This window comes from Acinetobacter sp. C15 (genome assembly GCF_013420645.1).
Taxonomy (GTDB): domain Bacteria; phylum Pseudomonadota; class Gammaproteobacteria; order Pseudomonadales; family Moraxellaceae; genus Acinetobacter; species Acinetobacter indicus.
This window is the reverse complement of record NZ_VOXR01000014.1, coordinates 23,623-42,867: the sequence shown is the minus strand read 5'-3', so window position 1 is coordinate 42,867 and position 19,245 is coordinate 23,623. Positions and strand designations below refer to the sequence as shown.

The following is a 19,245-nucleotide window of genomic DNA, read 5'->3' as shown; positions in this document are numbered from 1 at the left end:
CTTGTAAAACACCCTTCCTGGGTCATATTGCAGAAAATTTGCTTCTCAAAACAGGAAGGCAATTTTCGCGCTTTAATGTACTGTGTTTATACTTTTTATTCAAAAAATTTTTGATTTTGCGGTTTTAGACAGTGTGAAGATACAGAAAATTTGGCACTTTACAGGGGAGTAAAACGTACATAAAAGATTTATCTCGCTGAATTTTTTATGCATTTCGTTGAAGCTATGATTAGAACTATCTCATGCATCAGTGCATTCTAGTGGAATGCAAGATTGCACTTTTTTTAAGCAGTAAAAAGGCTTTTGAATGATTAAGCGACTCAAAATAGCGCATGATGTAAGCAAATATAAATGCTCTGGTTTATCTCACAATACAGCGAAAGGATTAGCACATCAGCAGGATTGAAAAAGTATCATGCTGTTTTTAAATTTTTATCTGATATTAAAAGTTTATATAAAATAACAGGTTGAAACTAATTAAAGAAAAATTGAAATCATTCTTTTTGAGCAAATGCCAGTGTTGGCATAGGGATTGCTATCTCCTGTGTGAATGAAACAAGTACACAAAAGCATTGAAATATGCAGCAGGGGATCAAACAATGAAATTTTCTATCAAAACACTTTCACTGGCTTTCGTTGCCGCAACTGCCAGCCTCAGCGTGGCTGCAGCAGAAGATACTTCGGCATCTGGTTTATCGTTTAGCGGTACTGCAGCGCTGACTTCAGATTACCGTTATCGTGGTCTGACCCAAACCTTTAATGATCCTGCGGTACAAGCCGGTTTCGCACTGTCACATGCGTCTGGTGTATATGCCGGGGTGTGGGGCTCGAATGTCGATTTCGGCGGTACGGCCCATTTAGAGCTGGACCCATATATCGGTTATGCCACAACCTTAGATGGATTTGCGAGCAAGCCATTACTGGATGTGGGCTTATGGTACTACGCTTATCCAAGTGAAAGCGATTTAAACTGGTTAGAAGCCTATGCAAAACTTGGCTTTAATGATGTGCTGGTCAAAGATGCCAGCTTGCTCACCGCAGTGAACTACAGCAATGACTTTTTAGGCGCAGATTTAGATGCCTGGTATTTCAATGCTACCTATAGCGTGCCTTTTGGTGCGACCGGTTTTGGTGGAGTGGCGGCTTTAGGCTATACCGTGGCAGATGAAGAGATTTTTGGTGATGATGACAGCTATGTGGACTGGAAATTGGGCGTAACTTATGCCTTTGCCGGTGTTGAAGGCTTAACTGCAGAACTGGCTGCGGTGGGTTCAGATATTGACTATGGTCCAGGCACACCAGATGTGGTTGAACGTGGCGTAGAAACAGGCGCAGTCGTGACATTGACCAAGACATTCTAATTTAAGACTTCACATAAAAAAATAGCCCATTTGAAATGGGCTATTTTTTTATACTCGTTTTTAATGACGCGTTTTATGGGCTGGGCTGCGCCCGATAAGACAGCGCTTCCGATAAATGAGCGGTCTGAATTTCGCTACTTTCGGCCAAATCGGCAATACTGCGCGCCACCCTTAAGACCCGATGATAAGCACGGGCAGATAAATTTAACTTTTGTTGGGCAAGTTCAAACATTTTACTGGTCTGAGCATTTAGTGGCGCAAATTGCTCTAATTCTTTTGGGGTTAATGCCATATTCAGCTTGTTCTGTCTTTGTATTTGCAGTTCGTAGGCAGTTATCACACGCTCCCTAACGGTTGCAGAATCTTCTACCGGTTGTGTAGATTGTAATTCATGAGCTTGCAGAGGAGGCACATCGATATGCAGGTCAATCCGATCCAGTAATGGCCCAGAAATCCGGTTCTGATAACGCTTGATCATTTCTGGAGAACACTGGCAGCGAATATCCTGATTAAACGCATAGCCACACGGGCAGGGGTTCATCGCGGCAATCAGCTGGAAACTGGCCGGAAAGGTAATCTGCCGCGATGCCCGGGAAATCACAATTTCTTTGGATTCCAAGGGCTGCCGCAATACTTCCAGCACTTTACGGTCAAACTCCGGCAGTTCATCTAAAAACAGCACACCTAAATGAGCCAGGGTAATTTCGCCCGGTTTCGGATGCGAGCCACCACCGACCAGTGCAATCGCTGAAGCGGTATGATGCGGGGCGCGAAATGGCCGCTGTCCAAAGCGATGTGGGGTATTGGCAATTGAATAGATACTGGCAACTTCAAGATTTTCCTGCATATTCAGGGGCGGCAAAATACTGGCCAGACGTGAGGCCAAGAGAGTCTTGCCTGTACCGGGTGGACCTTTAAAGAGCAAGGAATGGCCACCGGCAGCGGCAATTTCTAGGGCGCGCCGAGGTCGCAGCTGTCCTTTGACATCCGCCAGATCAAAAGCATAGCGTTCCAAACGGGTTTCCGAGCTTGCTGCAAAAGGCTGCAGCGGCGCAGCCTGCGCCAGATGCTCACAGACCTGTTTCAGATGACTGGCCGCAAACACCTGAAAGTCGGGCAATTGTGCGGCTTCCTGTGCATTGGGTTCGGGTAATACCAGTTGATGGCCGGCCGCCTGACAGGCAATGGCAATACTTAAAGTGCCGGTGACCGGACGCAATTGGCCATCCAGCGCCAGTTCACCAATAAATTCCAGGTTTTCTGCGGCCTGTTCGGGCAATTGTCCGGAAGCAATCAGAATGCCTAAGGCAATCGGTAAATCCAGACGTGAGCCATCTTTGGGTAAATCGGCCGGGGCCAGATTAATGGTCAAACGTTTGGTGGGAAACTGAAAACCACTGTTAATAATGGCCGAGCGAACCCGGTCTTTACTTTCACGGACCGCGGCTTCGGCCAGACCGACAATGGTTAAGGAGGGCAGACCCTGACTTAAATGGACTTCAACTTCAATGGACGGGGCATTCAGTCCAAGCAGACCCCGCGTATAAATTTTGGCAAAAGACATTGTTTTTATGTTCCGTTTTGGTGCGTTATTTTTGGTCGTTATGCGTCTTTTGTTGCACTAAGAAGGTGCTTATTCTTTGTTCAAAATCTTTTGTTCGAGTGCTTCTACCTGCTGCAGCAGTTCATTTAAACGAAGATTGGCATTATTCAGTGCAGTGCGCTGACGGTCCAGCTCTTCTTTGGACACCAGATCCATTTTGCTGACGGCTTCGCTTAGCAGGGCACGCAGGTTATGTTCTAAGTCTTTTTTCGGTTGATCGACCTGTTCTAAGATGGCCTGTAATAAGGTTTCTATCATAATAAATTCCATTCCAGTGGACTGAAAAGCGCAGTGTAGCATTGCTCTGGCCCAGACTATAGTGTTTCAGATGAAATATGGTTTTATTCGATGCCGGAGATCGTAAATCTCTACAGAAAAATGTTTATTTTTTGAAGATTGGTGCATGAGAAAGGTATAAAATAAGATATAAATAAATCACATGCCGTAACTTCTAATTTCCCCCGACCTTAGGAGTTTTGGCATGAAATTTGAACATAAAACCTTACTGGTGAAATAAGCCGAAGGAAAACACACATGAAGCTCGTAACTGCAATTGTAAAACCCTTTAAATTAGATGACGTGCGTGAAGCACTGTCAGAAATTGGTGTTCAAGGGATCACTGTCACTGAAGTCAAAGGCTTCGGTCGTCAGAAAGGTCACACTGAACTGTATCGTGGCGCAGAATATGTTGTTGATTTTCTACCAAAAGTGAAAATCGAAATCGCCATTAGTGATGAGATGGTGGATTCAGTGATTGAATCAATCACCCGTGTAGCAAGCACCGGCAAAATCGGTGACGGTAAAATTTTTGTGACGAATCTGGAACAGGTCATCCGTATTCGTACAGGTGAAACAGGTGCAGATGCTGTTTAAGTAATTGGCACGAAGTTTGCTGAGTACCTAATAACTCACAAAAACTAGGTTGGGGGATACGAATGAAAAAAATGCTACTTGCGCTCGGCCTGTCCGGCGCGCTTTTGGGTGGTTCTGTTACTTTGGCTGAAGAAGCCGTAACAGCGCCAACTCCTTCAGAACAAATCACAGTAAATGATACTGTGGAACCTGCGCTTATTGAATCAAGCGATATCATCACTACAGAAACTGCTTTACCTGAAGTGGCAGCGGCTGAAGAAGAAGCCGTGTTAGACACTGGTGATACCGCTTGGATTCTGGTCTCAACAGCACTTGTCCTACTCATGACCATTCCGGGCTTGGCCCTGTTCTATGGCGGTATGGTGCGCAAGAAAAACGTCCTCAGCACCATGGCGCACAGTTTTGTTGCGGCCGCAGTGGTCAGTCTGGTCTGGGTAATTATTGGCTATACCTTGGCCTTTGGTGAAGGCAATGCCTTTATTGGTAGCCTGGACAAGTTCATGCTGGCCGGTATTACCACCGATGCCTTGAGTGGCACCATTCCTGAAATTCTGTTCGTGATCTTCCAGATGACCTTTGCGATTATTACCGTGGCCATTATTAGCGGTTCGATTGCAGAGCGGATGAAATTTGGGGCCTTTGTTGCGTTCATTGCCATCTGGGTGGTGGTGGTCTATGCACCTATTACCCACTGGGTCTGGGGTGGCGGCTGGTTAGGCAACGATGGCGCGCTGGATTTCGCTGGTGGTACCGTGGTACACATTAACTCTGGTGTGGCTGGTCTGGTGGCTGCCTATATGCTGGGCAAACGTATGGGCTTGGGCCGTGAATCGATGGCACCGCACAACCTGACCTTAACTGTGGTGGGTGCAAGCTTGCTGTGGGTAGGCTGGTTTGGTTTCAATGGTGGTTCTGCGCTGGGCGCCAATGGTTCAGCAGGTTATGCTTTAGTGGTGACTCAAGTTGCCGCAGCTGCAGCCGCACTGGCCTGGTTAGTGACTGAAAAAGTGGTCCGTGGTAAAGCCTCTGTATTAGGCGGTGCTTCAGGTGCTGTGGCCGGTCTGGTGGTCATTACCCCGGCAGCAGGTTTTGTCACCGTCGGTGGTGCCTTAGCCATGGGGCTGATTGGTGGCGTGGTCTGCTTCTGGGGGATTACTGCACTGAAACGTGCCCTGAAAGCCGATGACTCTTTAGATGCCTTTGGCCTGCATGGCGTGGGTGGTATTGTAGGTGCAATTTTAACCGCCTTCTTTGCCAGCGAATTCATTATGGGCGATGCGGCACCTGCCAGCCTGATGGGTCAGCTGTGGGTGCAAGTGGAAGGTGTGATTGCCACCATTGTGTACTCTGCAGTATTAACCTTCATCATCCTGAAAGTGATTGATCTGGTAATTGGTATCCGTGTTGAATCTGATGATGAACGCATGGGTCTGGATTTAAGCCAGCATGGTGAACGGGTTGAATAATCTTTCAGCAGCATAATCAATATATTGTGTAAAACAGCCCCAAAGGGCTGTTTTTTTTCTATATATTGCGTAAAACTCTACAAAATCCTGTTTTTTTGCTACACTCTCAAATCAACTGGATTTGTTCAATTAAACCACTATGCATTGTCCATTTTGCAACGCCGCAGACAGTAAAGTGATTGATTCACGGCTGGCAGCTGAAGGCTGTCAAATTCGCCGACGTCGTGAATGTATTAGCTGTGGTGAACGTTTTACCACCTTTGAAAGTTATGAAGTGGTGATGCCACGCGTCATTAAATCGGACGGTAAAAATGAGCCCTTTGATGAAGCCAAACTGCGCCGTTCATTGATGCATGCCTTGCAAAAACGTCCCGTGACTCAGGAACAGATTGAAACGGTACTCAGTGATATCCAGCTGCAAATCCGCCGTCTGGGCGAACGTGATGTTAAATCACGCACCATCGGGGAAATTGTCATGCAGTCTTTATTCTCGCTGGATCATGTGGCCTATGTGCGTTTTGCTTCGGTGTATCAGGACTTTCAGGATGTGGAAGCCTTCCGCCGTCAAATTGAACAAATGCAGCAACGTGAATACTAAGCTCAACGCGCAAGAGTGGTGACATGTCCGAGTTAACTCAAGACCAAATCTGGATGCAGCGTGCCATTGAACTGGCACGACTCGGACAGTACTCGACCAAACCGAATCCGAATGTGGGCTGTGTGCTGGTTAAAGACGGACAGCTGGTGGGTGAGGGCTATCATCCGCGTGCCGGACAGCCACATGCCGAAGTATTTGCCTTACGCGATGCTGGCGATGCTGCCCGCGGTGCAACCGCTTACGTGACTCTGGAACCTTGTGCGCATTATGGACGTACCCCGCCCTGTGCCAAAGGTCTGGTCGAAGCCGGTGTGGCCAGAGTGGTGGTGGCTTGTCCTGATCCGAATCCGCTGGTGGCCGGTAAAGGCGTGCAGATTCTGTGCGATGCCGGAATTCAGATTGAGGTAGGCGTGCTGGAACAGCAGGCGCATCAGCTGAATCTGGGCTTTTTAAAAGCCATGGCCACGGGTCAGCCTTATGTCCGTTTAAAAGTGGCGTCGAGTCTGGATGGGCGTACTGCCATGGCCTCCGGTGAATCGAAATGGATTACCGGCAATTCGGCGCGTCTGGATGTGCAGCACTGGCGTGCGATTTCAGCAGTGGTGATTACCGGGATTGAAACCGTGCTGGCCGATGACTGTCAGCTCAATGTCCGCCAGCTGGCGATACATCAGGACATCAGCAGCATTGTCCAGCCGAAACGGCTGGTACTGGACCGTCAGGGACGCTTGCCCTTAACCGCCAAGCTGCTCGAGCAGCCGGACAGTGTGATGGTGATGGGTCCGTATCGGGCCGAGCTTGAGGCGCTGGGCGTGATCCAGCTCGAGGTTCAGCCTTTGGATCAACTACTTCGAACTTTGGTGCAGCAGTATCAGCTGTATGATGTGCTGATTGAAGCCGGTGCGACACTATCGACCGCCTTTTTACAGCAGCAACTGGTCGACGAAGTGATCAGTTATGTGGCTCCGACCCTGTTAGGCCGGTCTGCACGTGCCATGTTTCAGGCAGAATTTGAGCGTATGGCACAACAACTTCGATTTAAACTTTGCGACGTCACTCAATTCGGTGATGATGTGCGCTTAAGGTTAACCCCTTCTCAAGAGACGTTATGAATTCAGAGTCTACGGTTTATCACAAACGTCGTCACGCCGCACGTACGACAGATGAATATCTTTTCCATCAGCTGGTTCCTTATCTGGGGAATAAACGTCGTCTGTTACATCTGATTCTGGAAGCGCTGGAGCAGACCGGCACGCTGAACAAAGGCGGCCGCGCGCCCATTTTCGCCGACTTTTTTGCCGGTTCCGGCGTGGTTTCGCGTCTGGCCCGTCAAAATGGCTATCGGGTAATTGCCAATGACTGGGAACCGTATAGCCATGCGCTGAATTATGCGGTTTTGGCTTGTGTAGAAGCGCCGGCGTTTAAGGAGCTGGGTGGTTATCAGAAAGCGATTGATTATTTAAACCGTTTGCCGGAAGTCAAAGGCTGGGTCACGCATAACCTGTGCCCACGCAATGATGAAATTTATGATCCGACCCGTGACCGTTTATTCTTTAAACGCCGTAACGGAATGCGTATTGATGCCATCCGCCAGCAGATTGCCACCTGGCAGGCGCAAGGCGCGATTGATGATGTCGAGATGAGTGCGCTGCTGGCGCCTTTGCTGTATTCGGCCAGTTTTGTCAGCAACACCTCCGGGGTCTTTAAAAGTTTCCACCATGGCTGGGGTGGTAAAACCCAGACTGCACTGGAACGGATTGAATCTTTGTTGTGGTTAACCCCAAGCCGCTTCTGTGAAATTGGTGATCCGAAACGTCCGGCTGCCGAAATGTGGTGTGTTGATGCCCAGCATCTGGCCAACCAGATGAGCGGTTTTGAAGTGGATGTGGCGTATTTAGATCCGCCGTATAACCAGCATGCCTATAGCAGTAACTATCATGTGTTAAATGCCTTAACCTTATGGGATCAGGTCGATTTACCAACCCCGGATACCAAAGGCTTTAAGAGCGGCATTGACCGTGCCTGGCGCAAAGAGCGTCCGAGTCCGTATAACTCGTCCAAGCACGCCAAAGAAGCGTATGAGAAACTGTTAGAGACCATTAATGCACGGTATATCCTGACCAGTTACTCCACCGATGGCAATATCAGTGCAGTGGATTTGTTGCAGGCCAATTTAAAACGTGGCCGGGTCAGCCTGTTAACCCAGGATGTACCGCGTTACCGGGTCAGCAAGCAGCGTCAGTCTGAACGCGCACGGGTACTGGAGTTTATTGTGATTACCGATACCCACGCCAAATCTGGCCCGCCAATCCGGCAGTTGCTGGGGCAGTTGCATCACTTTGCCGAGCTGGGCGGGGTTGATACCAGCGGTGTCAGCACCCAACTGGCCTTGTGGTAAGCACTAGAGACAATAAGAGAAAAGACTATGTTTACAGGAATTATTGAAAGCGTGGGCAAAGTGGACAGCCTGCAAAGTGTCGGTGGTGATGTCCGCCTGCGTATTCAGACCGATCTGGATATGTCCGATGTCCATCTGGGGGATTCGATTGCCACCAACGGCATCTGCCTGACCGTGATTGAGTGGGGCGATAACTGGTACGCGGCCGATGTGTCACGAGAAAGTTTAAACCGGACTACCTTGGGTAACTGGAAAGTTGGCCAGCCAGTGAATGTGGAAAAAGCCATGTTGCCGACCACCCGTTTTGGCGGACATATTGTCAGTGGCCATGTCGATGCCGTGGGTGAAATTACTTTGGTGCGTGAAGATGCGCGTTCTTTATATTTTGAAGTCACTGCACCGGCTGAAATTGCCAAATATCTGGCCGAAAAAGGTTCGGTGACGGTAGATGGCATTAGTCTGACCATTAACCATTTGCGTGGTAGTGTGATCAGCTTGAACCTGATTCCGCATACCGCAGAGCGTACCAATATTGGTACCTGGAAAACGGGCAGCAAAGTCAATCTGGAAGTGGATGTTTTGGCGCGTTATATCGAGCGTTTACTGCTGGGCGAAAAAGCCGCAGAAACCACGGCACAATCGAAAATCAGCATGGACTTTCTGGCCGAAAATGGCTTCTTAAAATAAGTCCTGACGCTGCTGTACAGAGCAGTCTGATTGAAAAAATTAGACTGTTTTTTTATTTTTAGCGATAATTCAGGCTGCGCGAAACAGAGTAACTTACGTTGGTTAAGTGTAGATGATTGATTTTTTGCTAAATTTTGAACAGTGGCTACCTGTGTTGCTCAACAACTATGGGGGCTGGATTTATGCAATTTTATTTTTGATTATCTTTGCGGAAACCGGTTCAGTGTTTATGTTTTTCCTGCCGGGAGACAGCCTGCTGATTGCCATTGGCGCCTTATGTTCAACCACTGACGTGGTGCATTTACACTATATGGCGATTTTACTGTGCCTGGCCTCTATTCTTGGCTATAGCGTGAATTACTATACCGGCAAGGTCTTGGGGCTGAAGTTTTTTAACGACCATTCGCGCTATTTCAAACCGGAATATATCGTCAAAACCAACCGCTATTTTATGAAGCATGGCGGTAAAACCATTCTTATTGCGCGGTTTATTCCTTTTGTCCGTTCTTTCGCGCCGTTTGCCGCCGGTTCCGGACATATGCCCATCGCCAGCTTTATGGCCTATAACATTGCCGGTGGCATCATCTGGATTGTGTCTTTATTGGCCATCGGTTACGGGCTGGGCAATATCCTGTCGTGGCTGGGTCATATTTTTTAATAGCAACAGTGCAGAGAAACCGCATGCACAAAAAAGCCCACGCGGGGTGGACTTTTATCTTGCGGGGAGAAATTCCGAACCTTAGTGCTTGATCACTGTGACGGAAGTGCCACCTAAACGTGGACTGGCTTCGGCGACCGGTGCCAAAGAAAATGTACCCTTTTCAGCTTCTTTGGTCAGGTAAATATAAAGCGACTGGAAATCTGCACGGCTGATTAATAAATCCTGAGCAGTAATATGCCATTGTTCACCACTATGCAGATGGTCAATTTTGCTCGATATTTGTGTCAAGATACCCATTTTAAACCCTAATTATAAAAATAATTTTTACTTTAAAAGGCAGCAGTACTGCTATTCAAAGTATGACTATCTTGTGACAAAAATATTTCACTTTCATGACATTTGGCGAGAAATTCTGCCCCACAGCCCGATTTATCCTTCAGATGGGCCGGTTTAAATCTGCATTTACTGACACCGTGCCGGGTTTTTCACGCCAGAAGGCCGACATTTAGGTCTCTTTGGAAAATTGGGAATGTTTTAAAATATATTCAATTTCTTCCTGGGCAGCGGCCTGTAACTGGCTGCGGAACTGTTGTACTGCTTCTTCAATCCGGGTTTCGGCTTCCAGTTCCAGACGTAATCGGACACTGTCGAGTTCCGACAGAAGCTGCTCGTCGGTTATACCCACGCCTTTGGCAAAATTGAAACTGCCATTTTCCGGATTTTTTTGATAACGTGCAGTGTAATCCAGAATCTCCTGGTCCAGCTGGGTGCGTAAACTGGCCAGAGTTTCGGTCTGTGCAGCAAACTGCTGCAGTTCATCCTGATACAGAGCCTGCGCATACGCGGCCTGATCGGCGCGTTGTTGGGCCAGACGTTGCTCCAGCATCTGCTGGCGGCGAATACGCGCTTCTTCAATTAACTGGATTTTCAGTTCGGCATAGGCCTGATCAATTTTCTGAAAGGACTGTTGCTGTTGCTGCTGATCGTACTCTACCCAGCGTTTTAGGTCGCTGTCCGGTTGCAGTACCTCACTAATCCGATGCAGGTCATCAATAAAGGTCTGACGCACAGCTTCAGGCGCAGTTAACCAGCGCTGTTTAAAATCTGGACCAACATTTAATGCCACGCTGCATCTCCTTTGGGGTGGTTCTATAATTTGTGGGTTTGCGGCTCAATGCCTAAACGACGATATTGTTTATATTTTTCCCGGCCAAGCTGTTTGGCGGTTTCATGATTTTCAATGATTTCGATAATGTGACTAAATTTGGCGAACTGTTCAAGAGCCTGTTCGTTAAAATTAAACACAATCCAATCATTTTCAGTTGGCAACTGCGCTGAAATACAGACCTGTGCCGTAGGCTCATCAATACCATGCGGAATAAAACTGCCGGCATCAAAGCTCCACAGCCGTTCATCCAGCGCCCGTTGCAATGCCGGGTCTGCGCTATACAGCCAGATGCGCTGTGGTTCACGCAGGATTTTCCGGCATAAACGGCAAGTGCTGTCCACTTGCCGTTCAGGACTTTTTTCAAACAGATAAAAGCTGACTTTAGCCATGCTGCTCTGCACGGTTGGCCAGGAATTGCATCAGTAGCGGTACCGGACGGCCTGTTGCACCTTTATGGGTTCCTGAATTCCAGGCAGTGCCGGCAATATCCAGATGCGCCCAGCGATAGTCACGAGTAAAGCGTTGCAGGAAGCAGGCTGCAGTCACAGAACCGGCTTTTGGACCACCAATATTGCCAATATCGGCAAAAGGTGAATCTAATTGTTCCTGATAGTCATCAATCACCGGCATACGCCATACGCGGTCAAAACTCTGCTGGCCGGCCTGGGTCAGTTCCTGTGCCAGTTCATCATCTGGTGTGAACAGACCGGTTAACACCGAACCGAGCGCAATCACACAGGCACCGGTTAAGGTCGCCACGTCAATGACCAGTGCCGGGTTAAAACGCTGGATATAGGTCAGGGCATCACACAGCACCAGACGGCCTTCGGCATCGGTGTTCAGGATTTCGACAGTCTGACCGCTCATGGTGGTGACAATATCGCCCGGACGGGTGGCTTTGCCCGATGGCATATTTTCCGCTGCGGCAATGGCTGCCACCACATGAATCGGCAAGCGTGATTCACACAGCGCACGTACGGTCCCCAAGACTGAGGCTGCACCGCACATATCGAATTTCATTTCGTCCATGCCAGCACCCGGTTTCAAGGAAATACCGCCGGTATCAAAGGTAATACCCTTACCGACCAGTACAATAGGTGCCTGCTCAAGATTGGCCTTGTATTCCAGGGTAATCATGCGGCCCGGACGCTCGGAACCCTTGCTGACCGCAAGGAACGCACCCATGCCCAGGTCAGCCATATGCTGTTCATTCAGCACGGTTACTTTGAGTAAATCCGGGAATTCTTCTGCCAGTGCCAGTGCCTGATCAGCCAGATATTCCGGGAAGCAGATGTTCCCCGGACGGTTGCCTAAATCGCGGGCAAAATTCTGACCAGTATGTACCGCTTCAATAAATTTCAGCTGATGGGCAGTTAACGGGCTTTGTGTGGCAATCAATTGAATCTGCTCTAATACAAATTCATTTTTTTTGGTTTTAAATTCATCAAAACCGTAGGCGGCCTGGGTCAGGCTCAAGGCAAAAATATAATGCAGTTCTTGTGGCAGGACTGATAGATCTACCGCAATACTGCTAAATTTCTTCTGTGCAGTTTTTACAATGGTTTGCGCCAGTTTGGCCAGTTTAGCCGGCTGTAATTCGCTGCTTGAACCCAGGCCAAGCAGCTGGCTGAATGCCGGCAAGCTGTCCTGTGCTGTCAGGCTTAAGCTTTCATTAAAGCCAGATTTAAATTGTACGGCCTGGGTGATGCTATCTAAATTTTTGATTTTATAGCGATCTGCGGTTGTACGAAGGGTATCGGCATCGACCAGAATAAATAAAGCAGCTGCGGTGACATTGTCTTGGTATGTCGGATGAATCGTCAGTTTCATATGCGTTATATAGGCCTTTTAAAATTTTAAAACCATTAAACCATTGAAACATTTTCATGAATAGAGTTTCAATGTGAAACAACAGTATAGGTTTTATATTTTCAACATTCGGGTAAACTATCGCTAGTTTTATTCCCTCGTTTTCTGGAAGCATTAATTTGATTATTCGGCGTTATCTGGTCAAGCAAGTTGTGTCGACATCCTTGGTTGTGATTGCCTTATTGACCTTGATCATGATGGGTGGCCGGCTGATCAAGTATTTTGGCGTCGCCGCGCAGGGGCGTCTGGATGCGGGGATTCTGTTTAGCATTATTGGCTACCGTCTGCCGGAATTTTTAACCCTGATTTTGCCACTGGGCTTTTTTATTGGCCTGATGCTGGTGTTTGGCCGGCTTTATGTCGATCATGAAATGGCAGTGTTAAATGGCAGCGGTGTCAGTCGTAACCAACTGGCACGTTTATTAGTCCCGATGACGGTGGTATTTCTGGCGGTGCAGGCCATGCTGATGGTTTGGGCAGCACCGTGGGGGATTCGCCAGTTTGAAGAATTGACCACCAATCAGGCGGTCCGTACCGGTTTCGATCTGGTGCGGCCAAAAGAGTTTATTTCTTCGGGGCCATATACCATTTATGCCGGCGACCTGTCAGAAGACCGGCGTAATCTGAAAGATATTTTCTTCTACCAGCGTGCTGACCGTCCGGGCAAACCGGATATCATGATTCTGGCCAAAGAGGCGACCCGGATTGAACTGTCCAATGATCCGGCCAATGTGGTCGATCTGGTCGAAGGGCGCCGTTATGAAATTTATCCGGATCGTCCGCAGTATTCTCAGGCTGAATTTGCCAGCTATCGTTTGCGTCTGGAAAGTGATCAGGAAGCCAAATTCCAGAGCACCGAAGTGGAAGCCCTGCCAATCGGGCAATTGTGGGATAACCGTCAGGACCCGGTGGTGGCCAGTGAGCTGGGCTGGCGCATCTTCGTACCGTTTTCAATTCTGGTGGCGCTGCTGCTGGCGGTGGCTTTATCAGAAGTCAGTCCGCGTCAGGGACGTTATTTAAAACTGTTTCCGGCCCTGCTGATTTTTGCCAGCCTGATTGTGGCGCTAATGGCGGTCAAAACCCGGATCAGTAAAGAAGAAATGGGTATCTGGGCCTATCCGCTGGTGCTGATGGTCTATGCCATTGCGGCGGCGTTGTTCTCGCGTAAACAGAAACTGGCACCCAAAATCAAGAAACAGATTCAGCGAGTGAGGTCTTAATATGTTCGCACGTCGTATAGTGGCCAAGCATGTGACCAAAACGACCGCACTGGCGATGTTGGGGGCAACCGCGGTGTTGTCCGGCTTACAGGTATTATTTACCTATCTGGGTGAACTCGGTTCCCTAAAAGAAGGCTATGGCGCGCTGGATGCCTTATGGCATGTGCTCTGGGGTGCGCCCGGTTATCTGTATGAAATTCTCCCGATTGCCGCATTAATTGGCGCGGTGCTGGGCCTGGGCACGCTGGCTTCAAACAGTGAGTTGATTGTGATGCGTGCCGCTGGTATCAGCCTGTGGCGGATTGTCGGCTGGGTGGTGCGTTCGGCGCTTATTCTGGTGGTGCTGTCTTTTGCCTTAAGTGAATGGGTGATTCCCTATACCAACGAGCGCGCAGAAAGCGTCAAGAAACATCGCAGCGTGGCTGAACTCGGTGAAGTCAAAGGCTACTGGACCCGCGAAGGGCAGCGCTTTATTTATATTGACTATGCCAACTCGCAGGGCACACTGAAGAATATTCAGGTCATCGACTTCGATGATAACTTCCGCTTACGCGGTACCTTAAATGCCGAACAGGGCCAGTTTGTCGAAGATGGCGCCTGGTCACTGCAAAACAGCCGCCAAATGGACATTCTGCCAGAGGGCAATGCTATTGCTGATCAGCAGGCCACGCAGCCTTTATCGCTGGCTTTGCAACCGAAATATGTACACATGGTCACCATCGACCCGGAAGATTTATCACCCAGCCAGCTGGTCAGCTTCATGAGCTATATGCATGAGTACAGTCAGGTGCCGAAAAGCTATCAGTTGGCTTTCTGGCAAAAAGTTGGTTCTCCATTTGCCCTGATTGCGCTGGTGCTGATTGCCTGTTCCTTTATTTTTGGACCGCTGCGCCAGCAGTCGATGGGTTTCCGTCTGGTGATTGCCTTGTTTGTCGGCCTGGGCTTTTTCTATTTACAGGATTTCCTCGGTTATGCCAGCCTGATTTATGCGCCATCTCCAGCCTGGTTTGTGTTTATCCCGATTATTCTGATGTTTGTGGTGGGTGGTTATCTGCTGCAACGCGCCCGATAAGCCGGCAATTGAACAAAACGATAGTGTGGCGCGGTTGAAACCATCAGCCGTGCATGGTGTCCGAACTGAAAATTCGGTAAGATATGCGATTAATTTGTAGACTAAAAGAGTGTGAACTATGACGGATGCAACTGCAGGCAAAATCCCTCACGTACTGGTCATTATGGATGGTATTGGGCATCGTGAAGCTGTTGAGGACAATGCGTTCCTGGCGGCACAACGTCCAAATTTGACCGCTATGCAGGAAAAGCATCCGCATGGGTTGATTTCAGGTTCAGGTGAAGATGTGGGCCTGCCAGATGGTCAGATGGGTAACTCCGAAGTGGGCCATATGAACCTGGGTGCCGGCCGTGTGCTATATCAGGACTTTACCCGCATTACCAAAGATATCCGTACCGGTGCTTTCTTTGAACATGAAGTGCTGGTCGATGCAGTCGAGAAAGCCAAAGCTGCGGGCGGTGCCGTGCACTTAATGGGCCTGCTGTCGGAAGGTGGCGTGCACTCACATGAAGACCATATTGTGGCAATGGCGGAGCTGGCGCTGAAACGTGGTGCAACTGTTTATTTACACGCATTTCTGGATGGCCGTGATACTCCGCCAAAAAGTGCGCAGCCCTCTTTGCAAAAACTGGATGCCCTGTTTGCCCAATATCCAGGCCAAGGCCGGATTGCCAGCATGATCGGCCGTTATTTTGCCATGGACCGCGACAATCGTTGGGATCGTGTAGAACAGGCTTATCGTCTGTTAACAGAAGGTGAAGCAGTCCGTACTGCAGCAACCGCCGTAGCTGGTCTGGACGCAGCTTATGCAGCCGATGAAAGCGATGAATTTGTTAAAGCTACCCGTATTGGTGAGGTTGCGGCAATTCAGGATGGCGACAGCGTGGTGTTCATGAACTTCCGTGCAGACCGTGCCCGTGAACTGACCAAAGCCTTTGTGGAAACCGACTTTGCCGGTTTTGAGCGTAAAGTGGTGCCGCAGCTGGCCAAGTTTGTGATGCTGACCCGTTACCAGGCCACCATTGATGCACCTGTGGCTTATATGCCAGAAGCATTAAAAAACTCGCTCGGTGAATACCTGTCAGACCTGGGTAAAACCCAGCTGCGTATTGCCGAAACCGAAAAATATGCACACGTGACCTTCTTCTTTAGTGGCGGCCGTGAAGATGAATATCCGGGCGAAAAGCGCATTCTGATTCCATCACCAAATGTAGCAACTTATGATCTCAAGCCAGAAATGAGCGCGTATGAAGTGACAGATGAGCTGGTGGCAGCGATCAATTCAGGTGAATATGACTTGTTGGTGGTCAACTATGCCAATGGCGATATGGTGGGTCATACAGGTGTGTTTGATGCAGCGGTGAAAGCGGTAGAAGCAGTGGATACCTGTCTGGGCCGTGTGTATGAAGCTGTAATGGCCAAGCAGGGTCATATGCTGATTACTGCCGACCATGGTAATGTCGAGCAGATGCAGGACTATGACAGTGGTCAGGTCCATACCCAGCATACTACCGAGCTGGTGCCGTTTATTTATGCCGGCCCGACCCAGGCGGTGATTGCAGAGGGTGGTGTTCTGGCCGATGTGGCACCGACTTTACTGAGTCTGATGCAACTGCCAATTCCTGCAGAAATGCAAGGGCGTAATTTAATTACCCTGACTCCATAAACTGCCAACAGATAGGTGAAAGGATGGTTCCACACTGGAAACGCATGCTTGTTGCAACAACATTGATGATGTGTGTGAGCCTGCCTGTCTGGGCGGCAGAAGATCAAGATCCGCTGGCACTGGAACAAACCACCGAGCAGGACTATGTTGAAGTGCCGGTCGAATCGATCCAGCAGTTTGTCAAAATTTATGGGCTGGTCAAAGCAAATTATGTCACGGAAAAAAGTGACGAGGCTTTGTTTGCTCAAGCCATTCAAGGTCTGGTTTCCGGACTGGACCAGTATTCACGTTATCTGAATGCCGAAGATTACCGTGCCTTGGTGCAATATACCGAAGGCGATCTGGCCTCGGTCGATTTTAATTTACGTTACGATGCCCAGCAGCATCAATGGCAGATTCATAATTTAAGACCCGATGCCGACTCGGCCAAACAAGGACTGCGTAATGGTATTTCGGTTTTTAAAATCGACAATCAGGAACTGCAAAAGCTCAATCAGGATCAGGTCAATGCCTTGTTGATGGGCGCGGTTGGCTCCAATATCACCTTGCAACTGACCGCAAGCGCGCAGCCGATTCGTCTGGTACGCAACAGAAAAGTCGAAACCGATATTCAGGCGCAGATGCTGAGTAATCAGGTACTACTGATTAAAGTCAAAGTCTTCCAGCAAGATACTGCCAATGAAATCAAGGAACTGATCGAACAGTACAGCACACCACGGCTAAAGGCGGTACTGTTTGACCTGCGCAATAACCCGGGCGGTTTGCTGTCCTCGGCAGTCGAATCGGCCGATCTGTTCTTGAATCAGGGCGTGATTGTTTCTACCAAAAGCCGCGCTGAAGGCGACCAGCAATTTCAGGCTTTACCGAGTTTTGAATTCCAGAATCTAAAGGTCGGTGTGCTGATTAACCAGCGTTCGGCCTCGGCTGCAGAAGTGTTTACTGCCGCCTTAAAAGATCATGGCCGTGCCTGGGTGATTGGTGAAAAAAGTTATGGCAAAGGGGTGGTGCAGAAGCTGTTTCCGCTGTCAGATGGCACCGCCCTGCAAATGACCGTTTCCCACTATTACACCCCGCAAGGCAAAATGATTGAAGGGGTTGGGATTGAACCGAACCAGCGTTATGCACTGCAACAGGACATGAAAGAAGACAATTATCTGGACCATGTTGCAGAGCTGCTGTTAAGTCATAAATAGGCGCAGGGTTAGCGCGCCTTATTCATCGGTATCCAGTCCGAATTTCTTCAGCCGATAACGCAGGGAACGAAACGACATCCCCAGTTTTTTCGCAGCCAAAGTCCGGTTCCAATGGGTCAGATTCAGCGCATTCAGCAAAATCTCTTTTTCGATTTTCTCCAGAAACAGCTCCAGTCCTTCTTCCGGCAGTTTACGCGGAGCAGCGGGCAGGGCATCGGCTGTAACCGGTGTTGCAGTGTCGGTTTCTGGCTCGGCCAGTGGCGCCATCTTGCGTAACGGTGCGGTCTGCAGATGCGGCAGATCAATCACATCATCATCACTCAAGGTCATGGCACGTTCAATGATATTGCGCAGCTCACGCACATTACCCGGATAATACTGTTCCAGCAAAAACTGCTGGGCACGTTCCGACAGGGTTTTGCTGTGTATATCCCATTCCTGGGCAATTTTCTGAATAAAATGCTGGGCCAGCAATAAAATATCTTGACCGCGCTCACGCAGTGGCGGCAGCACAATATCCATCACATGAATCCGGAAGAACAGATCCTGACGGAACCGGCCTTGCTGGACTAACGCTTCCAGGTCCTGATGGCTGGCACTAATAATCCGGAAATCAACATCAATTTCCGTATCGGAACCGACCGGACGAATCCGTTTTTCCTGCACCGCGCGCAGCAGTTTCACCTGCATATTGAGCGGCAGTTCGGCAATTTCATCCAGGAACAGGCTACCGCCGTGTGCTGACTGAATCAGGCCCTGTTTGTCCTGCGCTGCACCGGTAAAGCTGCCTTTTTTATGGCCGAAGAATTCGCTTTCCATCAAATCGCCCGGAATGGCACCACAGTTGATGGCAATAAAAGGCCCGTCACTGCGGTTGCTGAGGCGATGCACCAGATTGGCCACCACTTCTTTCCCGGTGCCTGATTCACCGCTAATAAACACCGGTGCCTGCGAGCGGGCAATTTTTTTCAGGGTGGTGCGTAGTTGCTGAATTGGCAGAGATTGCCCGATCAGCATCCGCTGTTCCAGCTGGTTCGCTTCCTGGCTATGTGCTTTAAACAGCGGCTGATTCAGTGCTTTTTCCAGCAATTGTTCGAGGTGTTTCTGGTTAATCGGTTTGCTGACAAAATCAAAGGCTCCGGCTTTGAGCGCGGCAATGGCAATTTCCATATTGCCATAGGCCGTCAGCACCGCAACCGGCAGCTGCGGAAAATGCTGGGCAATCAGCTCGACCAGTTGCAGGCCATTTCCATCAGGCAAATTCAGATCGGTGATGCAGGCGTCATAGTGATGACTGGACAGCAGCTGACGTGCTTGCTCCAGCCGGTGTGCCACGTGTGTTTGAATCCCCATGCGCGCCAATGTCATTTGCATGAGCGTGCATAAATCTTCCTCGTCATCGACGAAGAG

Annotated in this window: 19 protein-coding genes; 12 read left to right on the top strand and 7 right to left on the bottom strand. The window is 49.1% G+C overall.

Translation table 11 applies throughout. The features are described from left to right. The first annotated feature begins 599 nt into the window (after positions 1–599). Complete coding sequence (locus FTT63_RS07510) at positions 600–1,361, top strand: TorF family putative porin (protein ID WP_127801551.1); 762 nt, start codon at positions 600–602, stop codon at positions 1,359–1,361. Between the two features lie 73 nt (positions 1,362–1,434). Here FTT63_RS07510 and FTT63_RS07505 read toward each other — a convergent pair whose 3' ends face one another. Continuing rightward, complete coding sequence (locus tag FTT63_RS07505) at positions 1,435–2,925, bottom strand: YifB family Mg chelatase-like AAA ATPase (protein ID WP_152342157.1); 1,491 nt, start codon at positions 2,923–2,925, stop codon at positions 1,435–1,437. 69 nt (positions 2,926–2,994) lie between these two features. Then, the gene (locus tag FTT63_RS07500) at positions 2,995–3,222 is read right to left on the bottom strand and encodes an accessory factor UbiK family protein (RefSeq protein ID WP_005181545.1); all 228 of its coding nucleotides are present in this window, start codon (positions 3,220–3,222) and stop codon (positions 2,995–2,997) included. Positions 3,223–3,498: 276 nt separating this feature from the next. Here FTT63_RS07500 and glnK point away from each other — a divergent pair, with 276 nt between their 5' ends. The 7 genes from glnK to FTT63_RS07465 all read left to right on the top strand — a co-directional run bounded on the left by glnK (position 3,499) and on the right by FTT63_RS07465 (position 9,644). After that, positions 3,499–3,837, top strand: coding sequence for a P-II family nitrogen regulator (glnK, locus tag FTT63_RS07495; RefSeq protein ID WP_004650081.1), 339 nt, complete (start codon positions 3,499–3,501; stop codon positions 3,835–3,837). Positions 3,838–3,899: 62 nt separating this feature from the next. After that, a complete protein-coding gene (locus FTT63_RS07490; RefSeq protein WP_152342158.1) occupies positions 3,900–5,303 on the top strand; it encodes an ammonium transporter in 1,404 nt (467 codons plus the stop codon). Positions 5,304–5,442: 139 nt separating this feature from the next. Then, a complete protein-coding gene (gene nrdR / locus FTT63_RS07485; protein WP_005181550.1) occupies positions 5,443–5,901 on the top strand; it encodes a transcriptional regulator NrdR in 459 nt (152 codons plus the stop codon). Between the two features lie 23 nt (positions 5,902–5,924). Continuing rightward, a complete protein-coding gene (gene ribD / locus FTT63_RS07480) occupies positions 5,925–7,013 on the top strand; it encodes a bifunctional diaminohydroxyphosphoribosylaminopyrimidine deaminase/5-amino-6-(5-phosphoribosylamino)uracil reductase RibD (protein ID WP_152342159.1) in 1,089 nt (362 codons plus the stop codon). After that, positions 7,010–8,299, top strand: a complete 1,290-nt coding sequence (locus FTT63_RS07475) for a DNA adenine methylase (protein WP_152342160.1) — start codon at positions 7,010–7,012, stop codon at positions 8,297–8,299. Before ribD ends, FTT63_RS07475 begins: the two co-directional genes overlap by 4 nt. Before the next feature lie 27 nt (positions 8,300–8,326). Further along, the gene (locus FTT63_RS07470; RefSeq protein ID WP_005181557.1) at positions 8,327–8,986 is read left to right on the top strand and encodes a riboflavin synthase; all 660 of its coding nucleotides are present in this window, start codon (positions 8,327–8,329) and stop codon (positions 8,984–8,986) included. Between the two features lie 112 nt (positions 8,987–9,098). Further along, complete coding sequence (locus tag FTT63_RS07465; protein WP_127801554.1) at positions 9,099–9,644, top strand: VTT domain-containing protein; 546 nt, start codon at positions 9,099–9,101, stop codon at positions 9,642–9,644. 81 nt (positions 9,645–9,725) lie between these two features. Here the strand turns inward: FTT63_RS07465 and FTT63_RS07460 are convergent, their stop codons facing one another. The 4 genes from FTT63_RS07460 to FTT63_RS07445 all read right to left on the bottom strand — a co-directional run bounded on the left by FTT63_RS07460 (position 9,726) and on the right by FTT63_RS07445 (position 12,645). Beyond that, entirely contained in the window at positions 9,726–9,944 is a 219-nt protein-coding gene (locus tag FTT63_RS07460; RefSeq protein ID WP_005181560.1) for a hypothetical protein, read from the bottom strand. A gap of 208 nt (positions 9,945–10,152) precedes the next feature. Beyond that, positions 10,153–10,773, bottom strand: coding sequence for a hypothetical protein (locus FTT63_RS07455; RefSeq protein ID WP_127801555.1), 621 nt, complete (start codon positions 10,771–10,773; stop codon positions 10,153–10,155). Between the two features lie 23 nt (positions 10,774–10,796). Next, positions 10,797–11,204, bottom strand: coding sequence for a DNA polymerase III subunit chi (locus FTT63_RS07450; protein WP_005181563.1), 408 nt, complete (start codon positions 11,202–11,204; stop codon positions 10,797–10,799). After that, the gene (locus FTT63_RS07445) at positions 11,197–12,645 is read right to left on the bottom strand and encodes a leucyl aminopeptidase (protein ID WP_152342161.1); all 1,449 of its coding nucleotides are present in this window, start codon (positions 12,643–12,645) and stop codon (positions 11,197–11,199) included. Before FTT63_RS07445 ends, FTT63_RS07450 begins: the two co-directional genes overlap by 8 nt. A 158-nt stretch (positions 12,646–12,803) precedes the next feature. On the opposite strand from FTT63_RS07445, the gene lptF reads away from it, so the two are divergent. The 4 genes from lptF (at position 12,804) to FTT63_RS07425 (ending at position 17,835) form a co-directional block, all read left to right on the top strand. Continuing rightward, positions 12,804–13,904: an LPS export ABC transporter permease LptF gene (gene lptF, locus FTT63_RS07440; RefSeq protein WP_005181567.1), complete on the top strand. Its 1,101-nt coding sequence runs from the start codon at positions 12,804–12,806 to the stop codon at positions 13,902–13,904. Position 13,905: 1 nt separating this feature from the next. Then, on the top strand, positions 13,906–14,976 hold the full coding sequence (gene lptG / locus FTT63_RS07435; RefSeq protein WP_005181568.1) for an LPS export ABC transporter permease LptG: 1,071 nt from the start codon (positions 13,906–13,908) through the stop codon (positions 14,974–14,976). 118 nt (positions 14,977–15,094) lie between these two features. After that, positions 15,095–16,642 carry a 2,3-bisphosphoglycerate-independent phosphoglycerate mutase gene (gene gpmI / locus FTT63_RS07430; RefSeq protein WP_005181570.1) on the top strand — a complete coding sequence of 516 codons (1,548 nt, stop codon included), beginning with the start codon at positions 15,095–15,097 and terminating at the stop codon, positions 16,640–16,642. A gap of 23 nt (positions 16,643–16,665) precedes the next feature. Then, the gene (locus FTT63_RS07425; protein ID WP_152342162.1) at positions 16,666–17,835 is read left to right on the top strand and encodes a S41 family peptidase; all 1,170 of its coding nucleotides are present in this window, start codon (positions 16,666–16,668) and stop codon (positions 17,833–17,835) included. Positions 17,836–17,853: 18 nt separating this feature from the next. Here the strand turns inward: FTT63_RS07425 and FTT63_RS07420 are convergent, their stop codons facing one another. Beyond that, complete coding sequence (locus FTT63_RS07420) at positions 17,854–19,209, bottom strand: sigma-54 dependent transcriptional regulator (protein ID WP_218954000.1); 1,356 nt, start codon at positions 19,207–19,209, stop codon at positions 17,854–17,856. Positions 19,210–19,245 lie beyond the last annotated feature (36 nt).

Bases quoted from the DNA above. Each gene is read 5' to 3' on its own strand.
- FTT63_RS07510 (WP_127801551.1), top strand. From the start codon at position 600: ATGAAATTTTCTATCAAAACACTTTCACTGGCTTTCGTTGCCGCAACT.
- FTT63_RS07505 (WP_152342157.1), bottom strand. From the start codon at position 2,925: ATGTCTTTTGCCAAAATTTATACGCGGGGTCTGCTTGGACTGAATGCC.
- FTT63_RS07500 (WP_005181545.1), bottom strand. From the start codon at position 3,222: ATGATAGAAACCTTATTACAGGCCATCTTAGAACAGGTCGATCAACCG.
- glnK (WP_004650081.1), top strand. From the start codon at position 3,499: ATGAAGCTCGTAACTGCAATTGTAAAACCCTTTAAATTAGATGACGTG.
- FTT63_RS07490 (WP_152342158.1), top strand. From the start codon at position 3,900: ATGAAAAAAATGCTACTTGCGCTCGGCCTGTCCGGCGCGCTTTTGGGT.
- nrdR (WP_005181550.1), top strand. From the start codon at position 5,443: ATGCATTGTCCATTTTGCAACGCCGCAGACAGTAAAGTGATTGATTCA.
- ribD (WP_152342159.1), top strand. From the start codon at position 5,925: ATGTCCGAGTTAACTCAAGACCAAATCTGGATGCAGCGTGCCATTGAA.
- FTT63_RS07475 (WP_152342160.1), top strand. From the start codon at position 7,010: ATGAATTCAGAGTCTACGGTTTATCACAAACGTCGTCACGCCGCACGT.
- FTT63_RS07470 (WP_005181557.1), top strand. From the start codon at position 8,327: ATGTTTACAGGAATTATTGAAAGCGTGGGCAAAGTGGACAGCCTGCAA.
- FTT63_RS07465 (WP_127801554.1), top strand. From the start codon at position 9,099: ATGATTGATTTTTTGCTAAATTTTGAACAGTGGCTACCTGTGTTGCTC.
- FTT63_RS07460 (WP_005181560.1), bottom strand. From the start codon at position 9,944: ATGGGTATCTTGACACAAATATCGAGCAAAATTGACCATCTGCATAGT.
- FTT63_RS07450 (WP_005181563.1), bottom strand. From the start codon at position 11,204: ATGGCTAAAGTCAGCTTTTATCTGTTTGAAAAAAGTCCTGAACGGCAA.
- FTT63_RS07445 (WP_152342161.1), bottom strand. From the start codon at position 12,645: ATGAAACTGACGATTCATCCGACATACCAAGACAATGTCACCGCAGCT.
- lptG (WP_005181568.1), top strand. From the start codon at position 13,906: ATGTTCGCACGTCGTATAGTGGCCAAGCATGTGACCAAAACGACCGCA.
- gpmI (WP_005181570.1), top strand. From the start codon at position 15,095: ATGACGGATGCAACTGCAGGCAAAATCCCTCACGTACTGGTCATTATG.
- FTT63_RS07425 (WP_152342162.1), top strand. From the start codon at position 16,666: ATGGTTCCACACTGGAAACGCATGCTTGTTGCAACAACATTGATGATG.
- FTT63_RS07420 (WP_218954000.1), bottom strand. From the start codon at position 19,209: ATGCAAATGACATTGGCGCGCATGGGGATTCAAACACACGTGGCACAC.